16 protein-coding genes are annotated in these 16,599 nt (G+C 65.1%); 8 read left to right on the top strand and 8 right to left on the bottom strand.

Annotated features, from left to right (window positions below):
• The first annotated feature begins 115 nt into the window (after positions 1-115).
• Together VN706_03650 and VN706_03655 are read left to right on the top strand one after the other, a co-directional pair.
• Positions 116-658, top strand: coding sequence for an RsmD family RNA methyltransferase (locus tag VN706_03650; GenBank protein HXT14695.1), 543 nt, complete (start codon positions 116-118; stop codon positions 656-658).
• A 49-nt stretch (positions 659-707) separates the two neighbouring features.
• Positions 708-2,450, top strand: a complete 1,743-nt coding sequence (locus tag VN706_03655; protein ID HXT14696.1) for a hypothetical protein — start codon at positions 708-710, stop codon at positions 2,448-2,450.
• 243 nt (positions 2,451-2,693) lie between these two features.
• Here VN706_03655 and VN706_03660 read toward each other — a convergent pair whose 3' ends face one another.
• Complete coding sequence (locus VN706_03660; protein ID HXT14697.1) at positions 2,694-3,326, bottom strand: helix-turn-helix domain-containing protein; 633 nt, start codon at positions 3,324-3,326, stop codon at positions 2,694-2,696.
• Between the two features lie 105 nt (positions 3,327-3,431).
• Between VN706_03660 and folE the strand changes: the two genes are divergently transcribed.
• Positions 3,432-4,034, top strand: a complete 603-nt coding sequence (gene folE, locus VN706_03665) for a GTP cyclohydrolase I FolE (protein ID HXT14698.1) — start codon at positions 3,432-3,434, stop codon at positions 4,032-4,034.
• 85 nt (positions 4,035-4,119) lie between these two features.
• The gene (locus tag VN706_03670) at positions 4,120-4,674 is read left to right on the top strand and encodes a DUF4142 domain-containing protein (protein HXT14699.1); all 555 of its coding nucleotides are present in this window, start codon (positions 4,120-4,122) and stop codon (positions 4,672-4,674) included.
• Between the two features lie 95 nt (positions 4,675-4,769).
• Here VN706_03670 and VN706_03675 read toward each other — a convergent pair whose 3' ends face one another.
• A complete protein-coding gene (locus VN706_03675) occupies positions 4,770-5,117 on the bottom strand; it encodes a hypothetical protein (GenBank protein ID HXT14700.1) in 348 nt (115 codons plus the stop codon).
• 72 nt (positions 5,118-5,189) lie between these two features.
• Between VN706_03675 and VN706_03680 the strand changes: the two genes are divergently transcribed.
• Positions 5,190-5,606, top strand: a complete 417-nt coding sequence (locus VN706_03680; protein HXT14701.1) for a hypothetical protein — start codon at positions 5,190-5,192, stop codon at positions 5,604-5,606.
• A 60-nt stretch (positions 5,607-5,666) separates the two neighbouring features.
• On the opposite strand, the gene VN706_03685 is transcribed toward VN706_03680, so the two are convergent.
• The 3 genes from VN706_03685 to VN706_03695 are packed head-to-tail and all read right to left on the bottom strand — an operon-like array spanning position 5,667 to position 7,684.
• Positions 5,667-6,284 (bottom strand): alpha/beta hydrolase, encoded by a 618-nt coding sequence (locus tag VN706_03685; protein ID HXT14702.1) that lies wholly within the window; start codon positions 6,282-6,284, stop codon positions 5,667-5,669.
• A 2-nt stretch (positions 6,285-6,286) separates the two neighbouring features.
• Complete coding sequence (locus VN706_03690) at positions 6,287-7,234, bottom strand: ring-cleaving dioxygenase (GenBank protein HXT14703.1); 948 nt, start codon at positions 7,232-7,234, stop codon at positions 6,287-6,289.
• Positions 7,235-7,246: 12 nt separating this feature from the next.
• On the bottom strand, positions 7,247-7,684 hold the full coding sequence (locus tag VN706_03695; GenBank protein ID HXT14704.1) for a MarR family transcriptional regulator: 438 nt from the start codon (positions 7,682-7,684) through the stop codon (positions 7,247-7,249).
• Between the two features lie 95 nt (positions 7,685-7,779).
• Here VN706_03695 and VN706_03700 point away from each other — a divergent pair, with 95 nt between their 5' ends.
• Positions 7,780-9,465, top strand: a complete 1,686-nt coding sequence (locus tag VN706_03700; protein HXT14705.1) for a hypothetical protein — start codon at positions 7,780-7,782, stop codon at positions 9,463-9,465.
• A 49-nt stretch (positions 9,466-9,514) separates the two neighbouring features.
• On the opposite strand, the gene VN706_03705 is transcribed toward VN706_03700, so the two are convergent.
• On the bottom strand, positions 9,515-10,531 hold the full coding sequence (locus VN706_03705; GenBank protein HXT14706.1) for an LLM class flavin-dependent oxidoreductase: 1,017 nt from the start codon (positions 10,529-10,531) through the stop codon (positions 9,515-9,517).
• Between the two features lie 166 nt (positions 10,532-10,697).
• Here VN706_03705 and VN706_03710 point away from each other — a divergent pair, with 166 nt between their 5' ends.
• The gene (locus VN706_03710; GenBank protein HXT14707.1) at positions 10,698-11,393 is read left to right on the top strand and encodes an energy transducer TonB; all 696 of its coding nucleotides are present in this window, start codon (positions 10,698-10,700) and stop codon (positions 11,391-11,393) included.
• A gap of 21 nt (positions 11,394-11,414) precedes the next feature.
• On the opposite strand, the gene thrA is transcribed toward VN706_03710, so the two are convergent.
• Both thrA and VN706_03720 read right to left on the bottom strand, forming a co-directional pair.
• Complete coding sequence (gene thrA / locus VN706_03715; GenBank protein ID HXT14708.1) at positions 11,415-13,886, bottom strand: bifunctional aspartate kinase/homoserine dehydrogenase I; 2,472 nt, start codon at positions 13,884-13,886, stop codon at positions 11,415-11,417.
• Between the two features lie 21 nt (positions 13,887-13,907).
• The gene (locus tag VN706_03720) at positions 13,908-15,386 is read right to left on the bottom strand and encodes a M20/M25/M40 family metallo-hydrolase (GenBank protein HXT14709.1); all 1,479 of its coding nucleotides are present in this window, start codon (positions 15,384-15,386) and stop codon (positions 13,908-13,910) included.
• Positions 15,387-15,657: 271 nt separating this feature from the next.
• On the opposite strand from VN706_03720, the gene VN706_03725 reads away from it, so the two are divergent.
• Positions 15,658-16,551, top strand: a complete 894-nt coding sequence (locus tag VN706_03725) for an alpha/beta hydrolase (GenBank protein HXT14710.1) — start codon at positions 15,658-15,660, stop codon at positions 16,549-16,551.
• The last annotated feature ends 48 nt before the right edge of the window (positions 16,552-16,599 follow it).

Below are 16,599 nucleotides of genomic sequence, written 5' to 3' on the forward strand. Positions count from 1 at the left end.
ACGCCTATCGCCATGCCCGAATGCGCGCGCCGACGCGGCAATACAATATCCAATTCTTTCGAACCCTCGGTTACGGGTGCGTTGCGTGCCGAGTGAGCGCGGCCGAGGTTACGGCATGCGAATCGTTGCGGGAAAATTCGCCGGCCGCGATCTGACATCGCCAAACGACACGCGTGTACGGCCGACGGCCGAACACGTGCGCGTCGCCTTGCTGGACGCGCTCGCCGACGAGCTCCGCGATGCGCGCGTACTCGATCTCTTTGCCGGCACAGGCGCGCTCGGTCTCGAAGCGATTTCCCGCGGTGCTCGCTCGGCCGACTTCGTCGAGTTTCGCCCGTCGAGCCTGCATGCGCTGCGCGCGAACGTGGCCGTGTTACGACTGCGCGATCGCACGCGCATCTTCAAGCGCGATGCACTGCCGTTCGCCGCGCAGCTCGGTGAAGGCAGCTACGATGTCGCGTTCGCCGATCCGCCGTACGAGTCACGCATGCTCGATCGGTTGATCGAGACCTGGGTTGCCACGCGATTCGCGCCGGTGCTCGCCGTCGAGCATGCCCGCGCGCACGAGTTGCCACCGGCCGCGTGGCGCCGCACGATCGACGACACCGCCCTTTCCATATATAGGGCGCCGCTCGCGGCACCGGCGCCGGTGAGATAGCTTCCGGCGTCGTTGAACTTCCACGTCTCTCACCACGCCTTTTATGTCGATGGTTCGCTCTCTCACGCTCGCAGCCGCCGCGGCAGCGATCTCCAATATGTCGCTCGCGGCGCAGGGCACCGATCCGCGCGTAGGTCTCCGCGCCGGCTGGGAAAACGCCGGAGAGGCCGCGTTCAACATGAAGCTCGTCGCGCACGTCAATCGGCCGGCGAACTTCGTCGATACCACCAACATCGGAAATTTCGGATTCGTCAATTCCGATCTGATGTTTCGTGGCAATGAGGTTTTCCAGGGCAGCTTCCACGGCTTCCAGGTTTGGGACGTGTCGAACGCGGCACACCCGAGGCTGCGCACCTCGTACGTTTGCCCGGGCGGACAAGGCGACCTGTCCGTGTATCACAACCTGCTCTTCATGTCGGTCGAGGAAACCCTCGGCCGTCTCGACTGCGGCGCGCAAGGCGTGAAGGACACGGTGAGCAAGGAACGCTTCCGCGGCGTTCGCATCTTCGACATCAGCGATCTCGATCATCCGAAGCAGATCGCCGACGTGCAAACGTGCCGCGGCTCGCACACGCATACGCTCGTCGTCGACCCCAAGGACACGAAGAACGTCTACATCTACGTGTCGGGTACGAGCCCGGCGCGTTCGCCGAACGAGCTTGCGGGTTGCTCGAACAAGCGCCCGGAAGAAGATCCGAACACGTCGCTCTTTCGCATCGACGTCATTCAGGTGCCGCTCGCCGCGCCGCAGCGGGCGCACGTGATTTCGTCGCCGCGCATCTTCGCGGATAGCGCGGGCCACATCGCCGGCCTCTGGAACGGCGGTGCGCATGGCGAAGGTACGCAGACGACGACCGAAACGAACATGTGCCACGACATCACGGTCTACTCGCAAATCGGTCTCGCGGCCGGCGCGTGCTCGGGTAACGGAATTCTGCTCGACATTCGGAACCCCGCCAAACCGAAGCGTGTCGCCGAGGTGACCGATCCGAACTTCGCCTATTGGCACTCGGCGACGTTCAACAACGACGGCAGCAAGGTGATCTTCACCGACGAGTGGGGCGGCGGTGTCGCGCCGCGCTGCCGCTCGACGGACAAGCCGACATGGGGCGCCGACGCGCTGTTCTCGATCTCGCGCGATCACGGCGTGCACCTGACGCCGGGCGGCTACTACAAGCTGCCCGCGCCGCAGACCGCGTATGAGAACTGTGTCGCGCACAACGGCTCGCTCGTTCCGGTGCCGGGCCGCGACATCATGGTGCAGGCATGGTATCAGGGCGGCGTCTCGGTGTTCGACTTCTCTGATGTGAACAAGCCGAAGGAGATCGCGTTCTTCGATCGCGGCCCGCTCGATTCCACGAAGCTGATCCTCGGCGGACAGTGGTCGGCTTACTGGTACAACGGCCACATCTACGGCTCGGAGATCGCGCGGGGTCTGGACGTGCTCGACCTCACGCCGAGCGAGTTTCTCACGCAGAACGAGATCGACGCGGCGAAGTCCGTGCACGTGGACGTCGACAATCCGCAGAACCAGCAGCGGATCGTGTGGCCGGCGTCGTTCTCGCTCTCGAGAGCGTACCTCGATCAGCTCGTCCGCGACCACGGAATCTCGGCGGATCGGACGACCGCGATCGGCCGTGATCTGGATGCGGCGGAACAGCTCAAGGGTGGAGCAAGGAGCGCGGTGCTACGCAAGCTCGGCGCGTCGGTGGATGCGGACGCGAAGTCGGCGTCTGACGCGGCGAAGGTCAGGCTCCTGGCCAAATCGATTCGTGATTTGGCGAGCAAATAAGACGAACAAACCGTACCACGGACGGACGTCGGACGGCCACGGATCGGCACGGAGACCGCGTCTGAACGGCGTTGTGACTGCGTTTGACGTTGAATGCCTCTTAAGACACCCTCGGGACGCTTCGATCGCCGAAGCGTCCCGAGGGTGTTCTAAAAAGAATCATTCAACACCAGTTGACCGCGGTTCACGCCGTCTCCGTGCCTGTCCGCGGTTGTCCGACGTTCGTCCGTGGTATGCTGTCGTCTATCGAGCGATCTCGAAACAGCACTGCGGTCTATCTCCTCGGCTACAGTGCTCTCGGACTTCACTCCCGATCACATCGCTCAGCATCACCTGAACGGCGCCGCAGACTTCCTTCCGCTCCGCGACCGCGACCGATAACGGACAACCGCAGCCTCGGATCATGATCGTCCGCCCATCCGGAGAGCGCTCGATCGTGGTGAGCCCGCCAAGATCGTTCAGGATCCGCGACGCCACCTCGACGCGCGCTTCGATGTCACGCTCCGTGCTCGGCGAATCGCCGGCGAGGCGGTGGCCGACGTCCCGCATCAACGCGCGAAAGGCCTGTGGCGTCAGCCGCTCGCCAAGCGCGCGCAGCAGCGTCGAGAGAAACGGCAAATACGCGTTCGACAGCGACGCCTCGGCTGACGGTACGATCTCATAGAAGGTCGCGGGCTTTCCCACCCCGCCGTCACGGCGCACGCCGCTCGACCGCACCATGCCGTCGCGCTCGAGCAGCTGCAGCTGCAGCCGCACCGCGTTATCGGTGACGCCGAGCTCCGCGGCAAGCTCGTCCACCGTACGGTTGCGCCGCCGCAGCAAATCGACGATGCGGCCTCGCGTCGAATCGGCGAATCGGGGGTTCAGGATCGGCATCTTCGCCTCCAAGGAGTCTGTGGAACCATACAGCACGACGCAGGATTGTGCAATTAGTCAAGCATTTACTTGACAAATTATCGGTCCCCTCTGTATTCTCGACCCATGACGACGACGCTACCCTGGCGCTCCGCGCCCCAAATTCAGTCCACGAACGACGAATACGCTGAACTGGTCGCTCGACAGCTCGCGCTGCTCGGAGAGGATCCCGACCGCGAAGGCTTGATGAAAACGCCCGAGCGCGTCGCCACGGCGATGAGCTGGTTGACCTCGGGCTATCGGATGTCGCCAGCCGACGTCGTCGGCGACGCGCTGTTCGAGGAGTCGCATCAGAGCATGGTGCTCGTGCGCGACATCGAGATGTACAGCATGTGCGAGCACCACATGCTGCCGTTCTTCGGCAAGTGTCACATCGCGTACATCCCGAACGGCAAGATCGTGGGCCTCTCCAAGCTGCCGCGCATCGTCGAAGTGTTCGCGCGCCGGCTGCAGGTGCAGGAACGTCTCACGGAGGAGATCGCCCAAGCAATCGACGACGTGCTCAAGCCAGCCGGCGTCGGTGTCGTCATCGAAGCCGTGCATCTCTGCATGATGATGCGCGGCGTCGAAAAGCAGAACTCGAAGACGCTGACCAGCGCGCTGCGCGGAAGTTTCCGCGACGATGCGCGCACCCGCGACGAGTTTCTCCGGCTCGCGTACCGCACCTGATCCCTACCTGATCCCTCAGCGTGCGCGAAGCGAACGGCCTTTCAGCAGCAGCTCTGTCCCATCCCCACTCAGGAGAAATTGCACCATGAACAAGTTTATGCATCGCGCGTCCATCACCGCCTTTGCGGCCTCAGCGCTGCTCGTCCTTCCGTCGCTCGCCTCGGCCCAGAAGCAGCAGGGCAATGCCGCCGCGAAGCTCGACGATCCGACCATCGTCGCGATCTTCGACGCCGCGAACACCTGGGACGTCGAGACCGGCACGCTGGCCGAGAAAAAGGCGAGCTCCAAGGAAGTGCGTGACTTCGGCCACATGATCGCGCGCGACCACCGCGCCGTTCGCCAGCAGGGTCGCGATCTCGCGAAGAAGCTCGGCGTCACGCCGACGCCGCCGAAGGATTTTGCGATGGTCAAGGATCACGAAGCCGCGATGAAGAAGCTCGAGAGCCTCAAGGGCAAGGAATTCGACAAGGCGTTCCTCGAGCATGAAGTCGCGTATCACAAGGCAGTCATCGACGCGATCAACACGACGCTGATGCCGGCGCTGCAGAACCAGGAAGTGAAGGACCTCGTGACGAAGGTCGCGCCCGCGTTCAAGGCGCACGAGGATGCCGCGCAGAATCTGCTCGACAAGCAGAAGTAGCGCGAAGTAGTGCAGCAGTAGCTCCCAGGGGAGCAAGAAAAGCGCGGCGGCCACTTCTGGCCGCCGCGCTTTTTTTCATGACGTCGTTCTGCCTGTTACATGAACACGCTTTGTTGCGCCGTGGCGAGCACCTGTCCGGTTCTCGGATCGATCAGCGTCAGATTGAACGTGTGCATCGTTCCCTGACAATTCACGAGCGTCGAGTTCACCTGCCAGATCAGGACTCCATTCGGCGCCGTGTTCTTGGCCGCCACGAAGTGTGGCATGTTGACCGCGCATACGGGATCGGTATTCACGTCGGTCGCCGAATCAGCGGCTCGCGCGGCGGAAATGCGAAGCGGTTGTTTCGAGTTGGCGATGAGAGACGACGGTGCATCGCTGCACGCGGCGAGAATGCCGGCGACGACCAACAGCCCGGCGGCGCTCGAGACACGAGCGAACACGATGGGCTCCGGAGAGTGGGAAGAACGCCGCGAATCGGTGCGGCCGACTTCACACCACCGTTATTTTCAAGCATGGCCGCCGACTCGAATAAATCGTCCGCTCCCGACGCGGACATCGCGAAGCTGCGTGAGTTGCGTCACGCATTGCTCGCGCTTCACAAAGCCTTGCTCGACGACGAACAGTTGCGCTACGAGCGGGAGCACGGACGTCTGGAGAGTGGCGGCAAGTTGCTGCAGCTCCTCGTATCGGATCCCTCGTTCGCGTGGCTTCGCGTGTTGTCCGCGCTCATCGTTCAGATCGACGAACGCCTCGACGCGAAGGAGCCGCTCACCCTCGCCGAGGTGAAGCAGATCCGCGACGAAGTGCGCACCGCGATCGCGCCGAGTGACCTTGGTGACGAATTCCAGCGCAACTATGCGCGCGCGCTACAGTCGTCTCCGCAGGTCGTCATGCTGCAAGGACGCGTCGCGCAGTTCCTCGCGCGCTGAGCGATCGGCCGCGCTTCACCTCGATCTCCGTTCGACGCGGCTCGAGAAATGGCGGCAGCATCACGGCGAGATCCATTGCTGCGCCGCCGCGAGCTCGTCGTTGGTGATCGTGTGGCCGCCGTCCTGCCAATGAAGCGTGACATCGGCGCCCGACTGCACCAGCAATTCGCGCAGCCGTTCGACTTGCGGCAACGGAACGATTGGATCGCGCCGTCCCGCGCCGATGAACACGCGCGTGCTCGCAAGTGAAACGGGTGCCGTCGGCTCGAACGGAACCATGGGACTGAACAGCGCGGCGCCTCGCAACACCGCGCCTTTGCGAAGCAGCATGCTCGCGGCGATGTTCGCACCGTTCGAGAATCCAGCCGCGATGACGCGCGCGCGATCGAAGGCGTACGCGTCCGCAGCCTGATCGACGAACTCCGCCAGCTCGTCCGTGCGCACCGCGAGGTCTTCCTGATCGAACACGCCTTCCGCGAGCCGCCGAAAAAAGCGCGGCATTCCGTTCTCGAGCACCTTGCCGCGCGGGCTCAACATGCCGGCGCCGGGAAGCAGCGCACGCCCGAGCGGCAACAGATCGTGTTCATCGCCGCCGGTGCCGTGCAGAAGCAGCAGCGTCGTGTGCGACGACGGGTCGACCGGACGCACGTATTGATGGGTGAGGCTGAGGATGGCCATCGTCAGTCGATCGGTTTGAGGTTCGCGACGATCTCGTCGCGATGCGCCTCGAGAAATGGCGGCAGAACGACTTTTTCACCGAGCGTGTTGGGATCTTCGTCGACGGCGAAGCCCGGTCCGTCGGACGCGATCTCGAACAGAATGCCGTTCGGTTCGCGGAAGTAGAGACTGCGAAACCAGAAGCGATCGACCTTTCCGCTGTTCGGCACACGCATGCTCACGAGTCGATCGGCCCACGCGTCGTAATCCGCGTCGGGTGTGCGAAACGCAACGTGGTGTACGCCGCCCGCGCCCGGATGGGTCGGCGGCAAGTCCGGCTGCACGGCGATGTGCAGCTCCGCGGCGGGCCCACCGCTGCCCATCTCGTACACGTGAACCGTGTGCGCGGCGTTCTCCGGATGCGCGTACGTGCGCACCGGTCGCATGTTGAGAACCTTCTGAAGAATGACGTCCGTTGGCTCGAGCCGCGGCACGCTGAGCACGATCGGGCCAAGCCCGCGCACCTGATGCTCCGGCGCAACCGGACTCCTGTCCCACGGATTGCCATTGCCCGCTCCGCCGTCGTCGACCAGCGACAGGCGCTGGCCTTCCGGATCCTCGAAGTCGAGCGTGAGGCGTCCGTCGCGCTCGATTACCTCGCCGGAACGCAACTTCTGCCCGCGCAGATGCGCCGCCCACCACTCGAGCGCGCCCAGGCCGTTCACGCGCAAGCTCGTCCGAATGATCGAACGCGTGCCGCGGCGCTCGGGTTGCACGGGCCAGTCGAAGAACGTGAGATCGCTGCCGGGCGAACCTTTCGCGTCGGCGTAGAAGAGATGATATGCGCTGACGTCGTCCTGATTCACCGAGCGCTTCACGAGCCGCATCCCAAGCGTCTTCGTGTAGAACTGGTGATTGTCGCGAATCTTCGCCGACACGGCGGTGAGATGATGAATGCCGAGGAGTTCCATGATTCCCTCTTTTTATTTCTGAAGTTCCGCGCCCTTGCCGAGCTTGCGGAGCAGATTGACGAGTGTAGTGCGTTCGCGCGGCGTCAGTGCCGACACGGCCTGTTCGAGATCCTTCTCGTGCCGCGCGAACGCCGGGACGATCAGCTTTCGCCCCTCGCGCGTGAGCTCGACCACCCGCACTCGGCGATCGTTTGGATCGTCGGCGCGCGAGACGAGGCCCTTGTCCTCGAGGCGATCGACCGCGGTGGTGATCGACCCGCTGGTCAGCAGCAGCTTTCGTCCGAGCGTGTTCACCGGCAGCGGCCCTTTGTGCAGCAGTGCCTCGAGCACGGCGAAATCGGTAGCGCCGAGTCCCGTGTGGCCGATGGACTCGTGGGCACGAGTCTCGACGGCGCGGGCAGCTTTCCAGAGAACGAGCCAGGTGTGAATGCCGGTCGGGGTGCGCGTCATGGCAAGTAACTTAACGTCAAGTATCTTGATATCAAGATATCTTGGATGACGTGCGGGGCGGTGCGACACCGAGCCCGCTTGATCGTCAATTACGGATGAGAGCGCACATTCTGGCGGCGATCGCTCCGGTCGCCGCTCCCCTTGTCGCGGCGGCAACGATCGCCGCCACGGCCTCGGCGCAGTCGCCCGCCGCGTCGAGCGCCGCGTGGAACGCCGTGTGGCCCGAACGCGTTGCCGTCGGCGCACGGCTCGGCGAATCCATGCCGCCGGTGACCGTCGAAGCCGACAAGACCGGGTGGGTCACGATCACGTTTCTCTCACAGCAAGGCGTCGTCGGCCGCGACCCGGCGCCGATCCGCATGCTGACCGGAGCGCGCGATCTCGAGGCGTGGATCGCGCGCACGCGTCCCATCGTTCAGGCCGTCGACACTCTCGGCGGCGATTTCCCGCTGCATGTGGTGCTCGGACACGGAGGGTTTCAAGTCGAGGCGCGGCCGTCCGGGCCGACGCGCGGTTCCGTCAACCTGTACTGGCGGCATTGCCAACCGGGCTACGGTTCGGCCGTCGTGACAAAAAAGGCGGCGCTCGATTTCCTCGACCTGCTCGACAGCGCGGCGCGAGTCGCGGGTGGCCGGGATGGTCGTGCACCGACGCTGGCGCGTCCGTACTTCAGTGAAGATGTGAGTTGCCCGGCCCGGCCCGACACGACGAACGCGCGCGTCGAGATCGACTCCGCGCGCTTCACCGGTCCGGTCGAGATCGGCACGGCCTTCGTCGTCGACACGGCCGGAAATATCGAACGCGGCTCGATCGAGTTTCTGCCTGGTGCCGATACGTCGGTCGTTCGGGCCGCCCGGTCGGCCATGCAAAGCTGGCATTTTCATGCGGCGGAAATCGACGGCACGCCGGTCCGTCAGGTTGTTGAGCGATCTCTTATCGCGTGGCCGCGCAGAACGTTGCCGTTCGGCCAGGGGCGTCTCGACATCCACGCCACGCACGACGGTTGGGTGTACTACCACAGCATTGGCGGACCGCGGCGCGGTGACGTGCAGGATTGGTTTCACCCGGATTCAATTGACGCCTACGCGCAGCGGCTCGACGCGTTGAACCTCGAGGCGGCCGCGATATCGCCGGACTCGAGCTATCGCCAGACCAGAATGACGTCGCTCGGCTGGAACAGCGGCGTGCGCCTGAGTGCGGGGTATCTGCGCCAGGAAAAGCGAACATTCGAGGTGTCGTCGCTGGCGTGGTGCGGCGACCCGCATCCCGAGAGCAGTGGGAAGGCCCAGGCCACGCCGATCTTTCGCAATGCCGCGCGCGAGGCGCGTGCGGATAGATCCCCGCCGGCTGATCCTGGTCGCGGGAATTACACCGGAGCCGACGTCGCCTGCCCCGCCTCGCTGCCGTGGGTTGCGGTGCCCGTCGGTGGTCTGAATCCGGTGAATAGCCCGAACAACATGAACGGCGTGTGGCGGCCGCCGGTTGGCGTGTATCCGGACTTCATGCGTTCGCGCAACGCGCGCGCGGACGTGCTCGCGTCATTCCTCGTGGACAGCATTGGCGTTGCGGACCCGCGCACGGTGGTCGTGCTGGCGTCGACGGATCGCCGGCTTGCCGCGGCGGTTCGCGCGAGCCTCGCCGCCTCTCGCTATCAGCCGGCGACGCGCGCGGGACGCCGTGTATCGCAACGCGTGATCGACGTCATTCGCTTCGAGCCGCCGCCGATCTGCGCGGCGCTCGATGCAAATCCCGCGTGTCCGCACCGCTATCGCGATCGCTAGCGTTAGCGCGATCGTTAGCGCGCTCGCTAGTGTGATTGCCGCGCGATCATCAGCCGTCGATCTCTCGACGAACGACGGGCGCCACTCTGGTGCCGAGCAGCTCGATCGACTTCATCAGTGACGCGTGCGGTACGCACCCCACGTCCATCTGCGCGAGAAAGCGCTGATGATGAAAGAGCTGGTGCTCGTGCAGAATCTTGTCGATGACTTCCTGCACGCTGCCGACGAGCAGCGCGCCGGCGGGCGATCGCGATGTGTCGAACTGCCGGCGCGTGGTCGGCGGCCAGCCGCGTTCGCGCCCGATGCGCGTCATCGCCGCGGCGTACGACGGAAAAAACGCGTCCGCGGCCGCCTGCGAATCTTCGCCGACGAACGCATGTGAGTTGATGCCCACGGCCAGGGCTGCGGGGTCGTGACCCGCGCGAGCCGCCGTGTCGCGGTAGAGCTCGACCATCGGGACGAAGTGTTCGGGCGATCCGCCGATGATCGCGATCGCGAGTGGAAGTCCGAGCGTCGCCGCGCGGATTACGGATTGCGGCGTTCCGCCGACGGCAATCCACACGGGCAGAGGCCGCTGCACCGGCCGGGGATACACACCGAGCTCGTCGAGCGGAGTCCGATGTTTGCCCGACCAGGAGACCCTCTCGTTGTTACGAAGCTCGAGCAAGAGATCGAGCTTCGCGCTGAACAGCGCGTCGTAATCGTGGAGATCGTAGCCAAACAACGGAAACGACTCGATGAAGGAACCGCGCCCCGCCATGATCTCCGCGCGGCCGCCGGAGAGCAGATCCACGGTCGCGAAGTCCTGAAAGACGCGAACGGGGTCGTCCGAGCTGAGGACCGTAACGGCGCTCGTCAGCCGAATTCGTTTGGTGCGCACGGCGGCGGCGCCGAGCACGACGGCAGGGGACGACACGGCATAGTCGGGGCGATGATGTTCGCCCACGCCGAATACATCCAGGCCTACTTCGTCCGCGAGTTGGATCTCTTCGATGAGATCGCGCAACCGCCGCTCCGGGCCGACGTCGGGCGTCGTGTCGGCAAAGCTGTATACGCCAATGTGCATAGCCAAAAGCTACGTGCCCGGCATACGCGGTGGCGCGACAGATGCCTATTCGGCAAGCGGCAGACTGGGTTCGGTGCGGAAAGGGTGAGGGGAAGGGGCGGGGAACATGTTGAGAACTCTCATTGGATCACAGCCCGTTCACGAGGGCTGGTTCGGTGGTACAGCGGTGAGCACCGTCACACATGGTGCGCTCATCGCACTGGCGGTGGTCAGCACCACGCACAACGGCACGTCCGTTCAGGAACGGCGTGCGTACGCGCCGGTCGAGCACATCACGTATGTCGACCCGACGCGTTTCATGACACCGCCGCCGGCGACGCGGGCCGCGACAGCCGCGCGTGCGAAACCGGCCAAGCCCGCACAGCCGGACTTGTGGGCGACGAACGCGTCGGTCGAGCTCGCGCTATCGAGCGTTCGCGTTCCCGAGGCGGCCGCGCCCGATTTGACTTCTGTCACGGATGCGTGGATCGGAGCGGCGGACTCACTCAGCACGCTGGGCAGCGACATTGCGTCGAAGCTGCTCGCGTCGGCGGTGGTGCATCCGCCGGAGAACGGCATCTATACGGAAGACATGGTCGAGCGGGGCGTGAAACCGCTGCGCGGAAATCCGACGCCGCGGTATCCGTCGATGCTGCAGGACATGGGGATCGAAGGCGACTTCGTCGTGAAGTTCGTGGTGGATACGACGGGCGCCGTCGTCGCCGACAAGATCGAGTTTCCGTCGTCGATGCATCGGCTGTTCGCGGACGCCGTGCGGCGCGCGCTTCGCGCCTCGCGATATTTCCCGGCGACGTTCGGTGGACAGGTGGTACCGCAACTCGTCGTGCAGGAATTCCGCTTTACGATGGGCCGGCGGCGGTAGCCTGGCGGTATCTTCGCTCGCTCAAATGGTCGCGCCGAGGTAGCCGGCCAATCGCAACACGTCGGCGAACACGCCGGCCGCGGTCACTTCGCGGCCGGCGCCCGGGCCTTGAACGACGAGCGGATTCTCGCTGTAGCGGCGCGTTCTGAACAACACGATGTTGTCGGTCAGCTGCAGGCGCGCGAATGGATGCGTCGTGCCGTATTCACGCAAACCGACACTCGCCGAGCCGTCGCGGGCGACGCGGCCGACGAAGCGAAGCACCTTGCCCGCTTCGTGGGCGCGGCGGCGGCGCATCTCGATCTCGTCATCGTGCGCGGCCAGCGCGGCAAGGAATTCTTCGGGCGTGCCCGATTGCAGCGCCTCAGGCACGAGACTTTGAACGCTGACGTCGGCGAGCTCGAGGTCGCCGTCCATCTCGCGCGCGAGAATCACGACCTTGCGCGCGACGTCGGTGCCCGACAGATCGTCGCGCGGATCGGGCTCGGTGTATCCGAGCTCGCGCGCGCGGGCGACGAGCGAGGAAAACGGCTGTGATCCGTCGAACGCGTTGAAGAGATACGACAGCGTGCCGGAAAGAATGCCTTCGATCTCGATGATCTCGTCGCCGGTTTGCACGAGATCGCGCAGCGTTTGAATGATCGGCAGCGCGGCGCCGACGGTCGTTTCGTAGAGATAATGCGCGCCGACGGCGCGGTTCGCGGCGCGCAGCCGTCGATAGTACGCGATGCTCGACGCGTTCGCGCGCTTGTTGGGCGTGATCACGTGAATGCCGCTCGCGAGCCACGCCTCGTACCGCGCGGCGACGCGATCGTTCGCCGTGCAGTCCACGATCGCCGCGTGCGGCAGGTGATCCGTGTGGACGTGCACCACGAATCGGTCGAGGTCGAGCGGCTCGCCATGCGCCTCGAGCAGCTCGCGCCAGCGCTCGAGATCGATGGCGCGATCGCTGAGCAGCATGTGCCGCGACGTCGAAATCGCGCGCACGCGGAGATCGACGCCGAACGTGCGCTCGAGGCGCGCCGACTCGCGCGCGAGCTGGCGCAGCAACTCGGATCCGACGTTTCCCGCGCCGACCAGGCCGATTGAGATCGTTTGCTCGGAGAGATACAACCCAGCGTGCGCCGCACGGAGCGCCCGTTGGGTATCCGGCGCGTTCACCACCACCGAGATGTTGCGCTCGGACGAGCCCTGAGCGATCGCGCGAATGTTCACGCGCGCTTTCCCGAGCGCGCTGAAGACTTTCGCCGCGACGCCGGGAACGCCGGCCATGCCGTCGCCGACGACGGCGAGGATGCTGCACTCACGCGCGATCTCGACGCGTTGAATCTGCCCATGATGCTGCTCGGCGAAGAACGCGCGTTCGACAGCGTCGCGCGCACGATCGGCAACGGCCGCCGGCACCGCGAAACAGATCGAGTGCTCCGAGCTGCCCTGCGAGATCATGATCACCGAGATGCCGTCATCGCGCAACGCGCCGAACAAGCGCTGCGCGGTCCCGGGCACGCCGATCATTCCCGTGCCCTCGAGGTTGAGCAGCGCGACGGACTCGATCGCGGTGAGTCCCTTCACGACGTAGCCGGTCGACGGTCCCGCGTGGATGCGGGTGCCGGGCAGCTCGGGGCGGAAGGTGTTTCGGATGTAGATGGGCAACCCGCGCTCGACGGCGGGCGCCATCGTGCTCGGATGCACGACTTTCGCGCCGAAGTATGCGAGCTCCATCGCTTCGTCGTACGACATGTTGTCGAGCGTGACGGCTTCGGGCACGAGGCGCGGATCGGCGCTCATGACGCCGTCGACGTCGGTCCAGATGTGGATCTCGCGCGCGTCGAGCAGCGCGCCAAAGATCGATGCGCTGTAATCGCTGCCGTTTCGCCCGAGCGTCGTGGCCACGCCGCTCGGCGCCGATGCGACGAAGCCGGTGATGACGAGCGTCGGCGGAATTTCCCGTCGTTGCCCGAGCCATGCGGCGAGTCGCTCGCGTGATGCCGCCCAATCGATTTGCGGCACGTCATCTCGCCACTCGGCCACCAGCACCTCGCGCGCGTTGAGCGCGGCGGCCTGTCCGCCGGTTCCGTTGATCTGCGCCGCAAGCAGCCGCGCCGACCAGATCTCGCCGAAGCCGGCAACGAGGTCGAGTGTCTCTCGGGAATGACGGCGCAGCAGCGTCGTCGCGTGCAACACGTCGCGAATGTCGGCGAGATCGCGCTCGAGCCCGGCCAACAGGCTTCGAGCAGCGTCGTCGGCGATCAACGCGGCGATCGTCTCGACGTGTTTCTGCTCGACGTCATCGACGATCGTGGCGTATGATGAATCTCTTAATCCGGCTAGCTCGACGGCGCGGATCAGCGCGTTCGTCACGCCGCTCATCGCCGAGACGACGACGGCGCGCCGCGACTCGGGCCGGGCCGCGACGATTGCCGCGACCTGGCGAAAGCGTTCCGGATCGGCGAGGCTCGTGCCGCCGAACTTGTGAACGATCTCGACCGTCATGGCGCCTCGAATCGCCGGAGATCAGCGCGGGGCGCGCGGGATCTTCTCGTCGCGCATCGCCGCGTTGTACGCGAAGGCGGCGAACACGATCGCCGCTTCCTTGATGTCGTCCGGCTTCATGCGATCGATCGTGTCCATGTCGGTGTGATGGATGCGCACGTCGTAGTCCGCGAACTCCTGCACGGGATTGAAGCCCGGGATGCCCTGAGCGATGAAGCTCAAGTGGTCGGTGTTGCCGATGCCGGCGACGACGTTCTTGCGGGCGCCCAGGTCCTTGAAGGGCTCGAGCCACGCGTCGAAGATCTGTTTGGCGGCGGCGTTGCCCTCGGTGTAGAAGCCGTAGACCAGACCGTAGCCGGGATCGATGTTGAAGTAGACCGACATCTTGTCGCGCGCGCCCGCGTTGGCGTCGCCGGCGAGGTGTCGCTCGACCCACGCGCGCGACCCGAACAGGCCTTCCTCCTCTCCGCCCCACAGGGCGACGCGAATCGTGCGGCGCGGGCGCGCGCCGACCGCGGTGAGAATGCGCATGGCTTCCATCACGGTAGCCGCGCCGTCGGCGTTGTCCATGGCGCCCGTGGCGGCGTGCCAGGAATCGAGATGGCCGCCGATCATCACGACTTCGTCTTTCAGGCGGGGATCGGTCCCGGGCAGCTCGGCGATGACGTTATAGCCGCTCGTGTCCCGCGTGAAGTACTGGCCGTGAACGTTGACGCGAAGCGTGGGCGCGACGTGGTTTGCCAATAATCTAATTATATTATTGTAATGCTCCGCCGCGACGACGACGGTCGGCACGCCGCTCGCGCCGGCGTCGCGCGTCTGTACGAACAGCGTGCCGTGAATGCCGCGGCTCGGCTTGAGCACCACGCCGACGCCCGCATCGTGCAGGATGGCCGCGATGCGTTGCGCTTCGGTCGGACCGCGCCCGCCGCCCCGCCCTCCGCGACCGCCACCGATCGGCGGGGCGGGGGTGTACACGTCGGCCGGCGCGTTCGGCGCCGTGGGATTGACGCGGTCCTCGCGGATGAAGTTCGTCATCAGCGGCTGCGCGAGGACGATCGCGCCCTTCAGGCGGCCGCGCATCTTCTCGAGCGAATCGGCCGAGATGCCGGCGATGAGCAGCGGCGTGCCGACGACGTCGCCGTTCGTGGAGGGCGACCACGCATCCGGGTAGCCGATGAGCGGCGTGTAGCGCGGGGCCGTCATCTCGAGCGTGAACTTGTCGAGTTGCCACCCGCGGCCGAACGGCCAGCTCTCCATGTGGACGTCCGACAATCCAAAACTCTCGAGCCGTCCCTTCGCGTACTCGGCGGCGCGCATGAACGCGGGCGAACCGGTGAGCCGCGGCCCGATGACCGTCGCGATCGTGTCGAGCATCGCGTACGCGTGCGAGTGGTTGAGCCCTTCGTCACGGATCCTGGCGATCATCGCGCGATCGAAGCTTTCCTGGGCAGCGAGAAGGCTGGGAATCGCGAGCAGTGCGGGAATGAGTCGGCGCATGAGCAATTGTTGGGGTCACGCTCAGTATACCACGGACAACGGCGGACGAACACGGAACGGCACGGAGACGGCGTGAACTGCAGTCTACTGCCGTCCAGCGACTTCTTTTTGGAACACCCTCGGGACGCCTCGCGAATCGAAGCATCCCGGGGATGTTCTAAGAAGCATTCCCTTGAAACGCGATTCAAACGGTTTAAACGCCGTCTCCGTGCCTGTCAGTATTCGTCCGGCAGTTTTCCGTGGTCCAGTTTTTTTGAGCATATTTCTCTGAATGTCGTACTCCGATTTCGTCGCCTTCAGAAAATCCCTCCCTCGTACGCCGCGGCTCGAGCGACAGACCGTGCGCGCGCGAGGCATCTCGTTCGCCGTGTTCACCAGCCCGCATGTCGACGGCGCGCGACCGCTCGTCTGCATCAACGGCGGCATGGTGTACGACCACTCGATGCTGTGGCCCGCGCTGTCGCCGCTCGCCGCAGGCCGACAACTCGTTCTTTACGATCTCCGCGGCCGGGGCGCATCGTCCGCCCCGGCCAATCCTGCCGAGTCGACGATCGAGGACGATGCGGCGGATGTGGGTGCGTTGCGCCGCGCGCTGGGCATTCGTTCGTGGGACGTGCTTGGCCATTCGTGGGGAGGAGGCATCGCGATGCTCGCCACCGCGGGCGATCTCGCGGGCGTGCGCAAGCTCGTGCTGGTCGACGCCGTCGGGCCGACGAGCGAGTGGATGATCCCGTTGCGCGAAAACGTTTTGCGCCGGCTCGAAGGGCCGCAGCGCGATGCGGTCGCCGCCATCCCCGAAGCTGCGCTTGGCGACCCCGATCCCGAGTTGCACAGCACATACGCGCGCGCCGTGTATCCCGCCTGGTTCGCCGACGCCGAGATGGCCAGCCGATTCGCGCCTCCGTCCGCGACGAGCGAAACCGGCGCCGCGGTTCTTGCCCGTTTGCGGCGCGACGGATACGATTGGCGTCCGATAATTCGTGGGATCACAACGCCGACCCTGATCCTTCACGGCGACGACGACGCACTGCCTCTAGCGGTTTCGCGGGCCAATTCGTATATCATCGAGAACGCCCGCCACGAGCTCGTTCCTACCTCCGGGCACATGCCTTTCTGGGAATCCCCTTCCCGCTTTTTCTCGCTGGTCGAATCATTTCTCTCGTAGTTCCCGCCGATACTCCTCCGCAGTAACACGTAGTTCCCTCCCCCTGAA

This window comes from Gemmatimonadaceae bacterium, assembly GCA_035606695.1.
GTDB lineage: Bacteria > Gemmatimonadota > Gemmatimonadetes > Gemmatimonadales > Gemmatimonadaceae > JAQBQB01.

Excerpts from the sequence above, each read along its gene's own strand:
- VN706_03650 (HXT14695.1), top strand. The coding sequence starts at position 116 with ATGCGAATCGTTGCGGGAAAATTCGCCGGCCGCGATCTGACATCGCCA.
- VN706_03655 (HXT14696.1), top strand. The coding sequence starts at position 708 with ATGGTTCGCTCTCTCACGCTCGCAGCCGCCGCGGCAGCGATCTCCAAT.
- VN706_03660 (HXT14697.1), bottom strand. The coding sequence starts at position 3,326 with ATGCCGATCCTGAACCCCCGATTCGCCGATTCGACGCGAGGCCGCATC.
- folE (HXT14698.1), top strand. The coding sequence starts at position 3,432 with ATGACGACGACGCTACCCTGGCGCTCCGCGCCCCAAATTCAGTCCACG.
- VN706_03670 (HXT14699.1), top strand. The coding sequence starts at position 4,120 with ATGAACAAGTTTATGCATCGCGCGTCCATCACCGCCTTTGCGGCCTCA.
- VN706_03680 (HXT14701.1), top strand. The coding sequence starts at position 5,190 with ATGGCCGCCGACTCGAATAAATCGTCCGCTCCCGACGCGGACATCGCG.
- VN706_03685 (HXT14702.1), bottom strand. The coding sequence starts at position 6,284 with ATGGCCATCCTCAGCCTCACCCATCAATACGTGCGTCCGGTCGACCCG.
- VN706_03690 (HXT14703.1), bottom strand. The coding sequence starts at position 7,234 with ATGGAACTCCTCGGCATTCATCATCTCACCGCCGTGTCGGCGAAGATT.
- VN706_03695 (HXT14704.1), bottom strand. The coding sequence starts at position 7,684 with ATGACGCGCACCCCGACCGGCATTCACACCTGGCTCGTTCTCTGGAAA.
- VN706_03700 (HXT14705.1), top strand. The coding sequence starts at position 7,780 with ATGAGAGCGCACATTCTGGCGGCGATCGCTCCGGTCGCCGCTCCCCTT.
- VN706_03705 (HXT14706.1), bottom strand. The coding sequence starts at position 10,531 with ATGCACATTGGCGTATACAGCTTTGCCGACACGACGCCCGACGTCGGC.
- thrA (HXT14708.1), bottom strand. The coding sequence starts at position 13,886 with ATGACGGTCGAGATCGTTCACAAGTTCGGCGGCACGAGCCTCGCCGAT.
- VN706_03720 (HXT14709.1), bottom strand. The coding sequence starts at position 15,386 with ATGCGCCGACTCATTCCCGCACTGCTCGCGATTCCCAGCCTTCTCGCT.
- VN706_03725 (HXT14710.1), top strand. The coding sequence starts at position 15,658 with ATGTCGTACTCCGATTTCGTCGCCTTCAGAAAATCCCTCCCTCGTACG.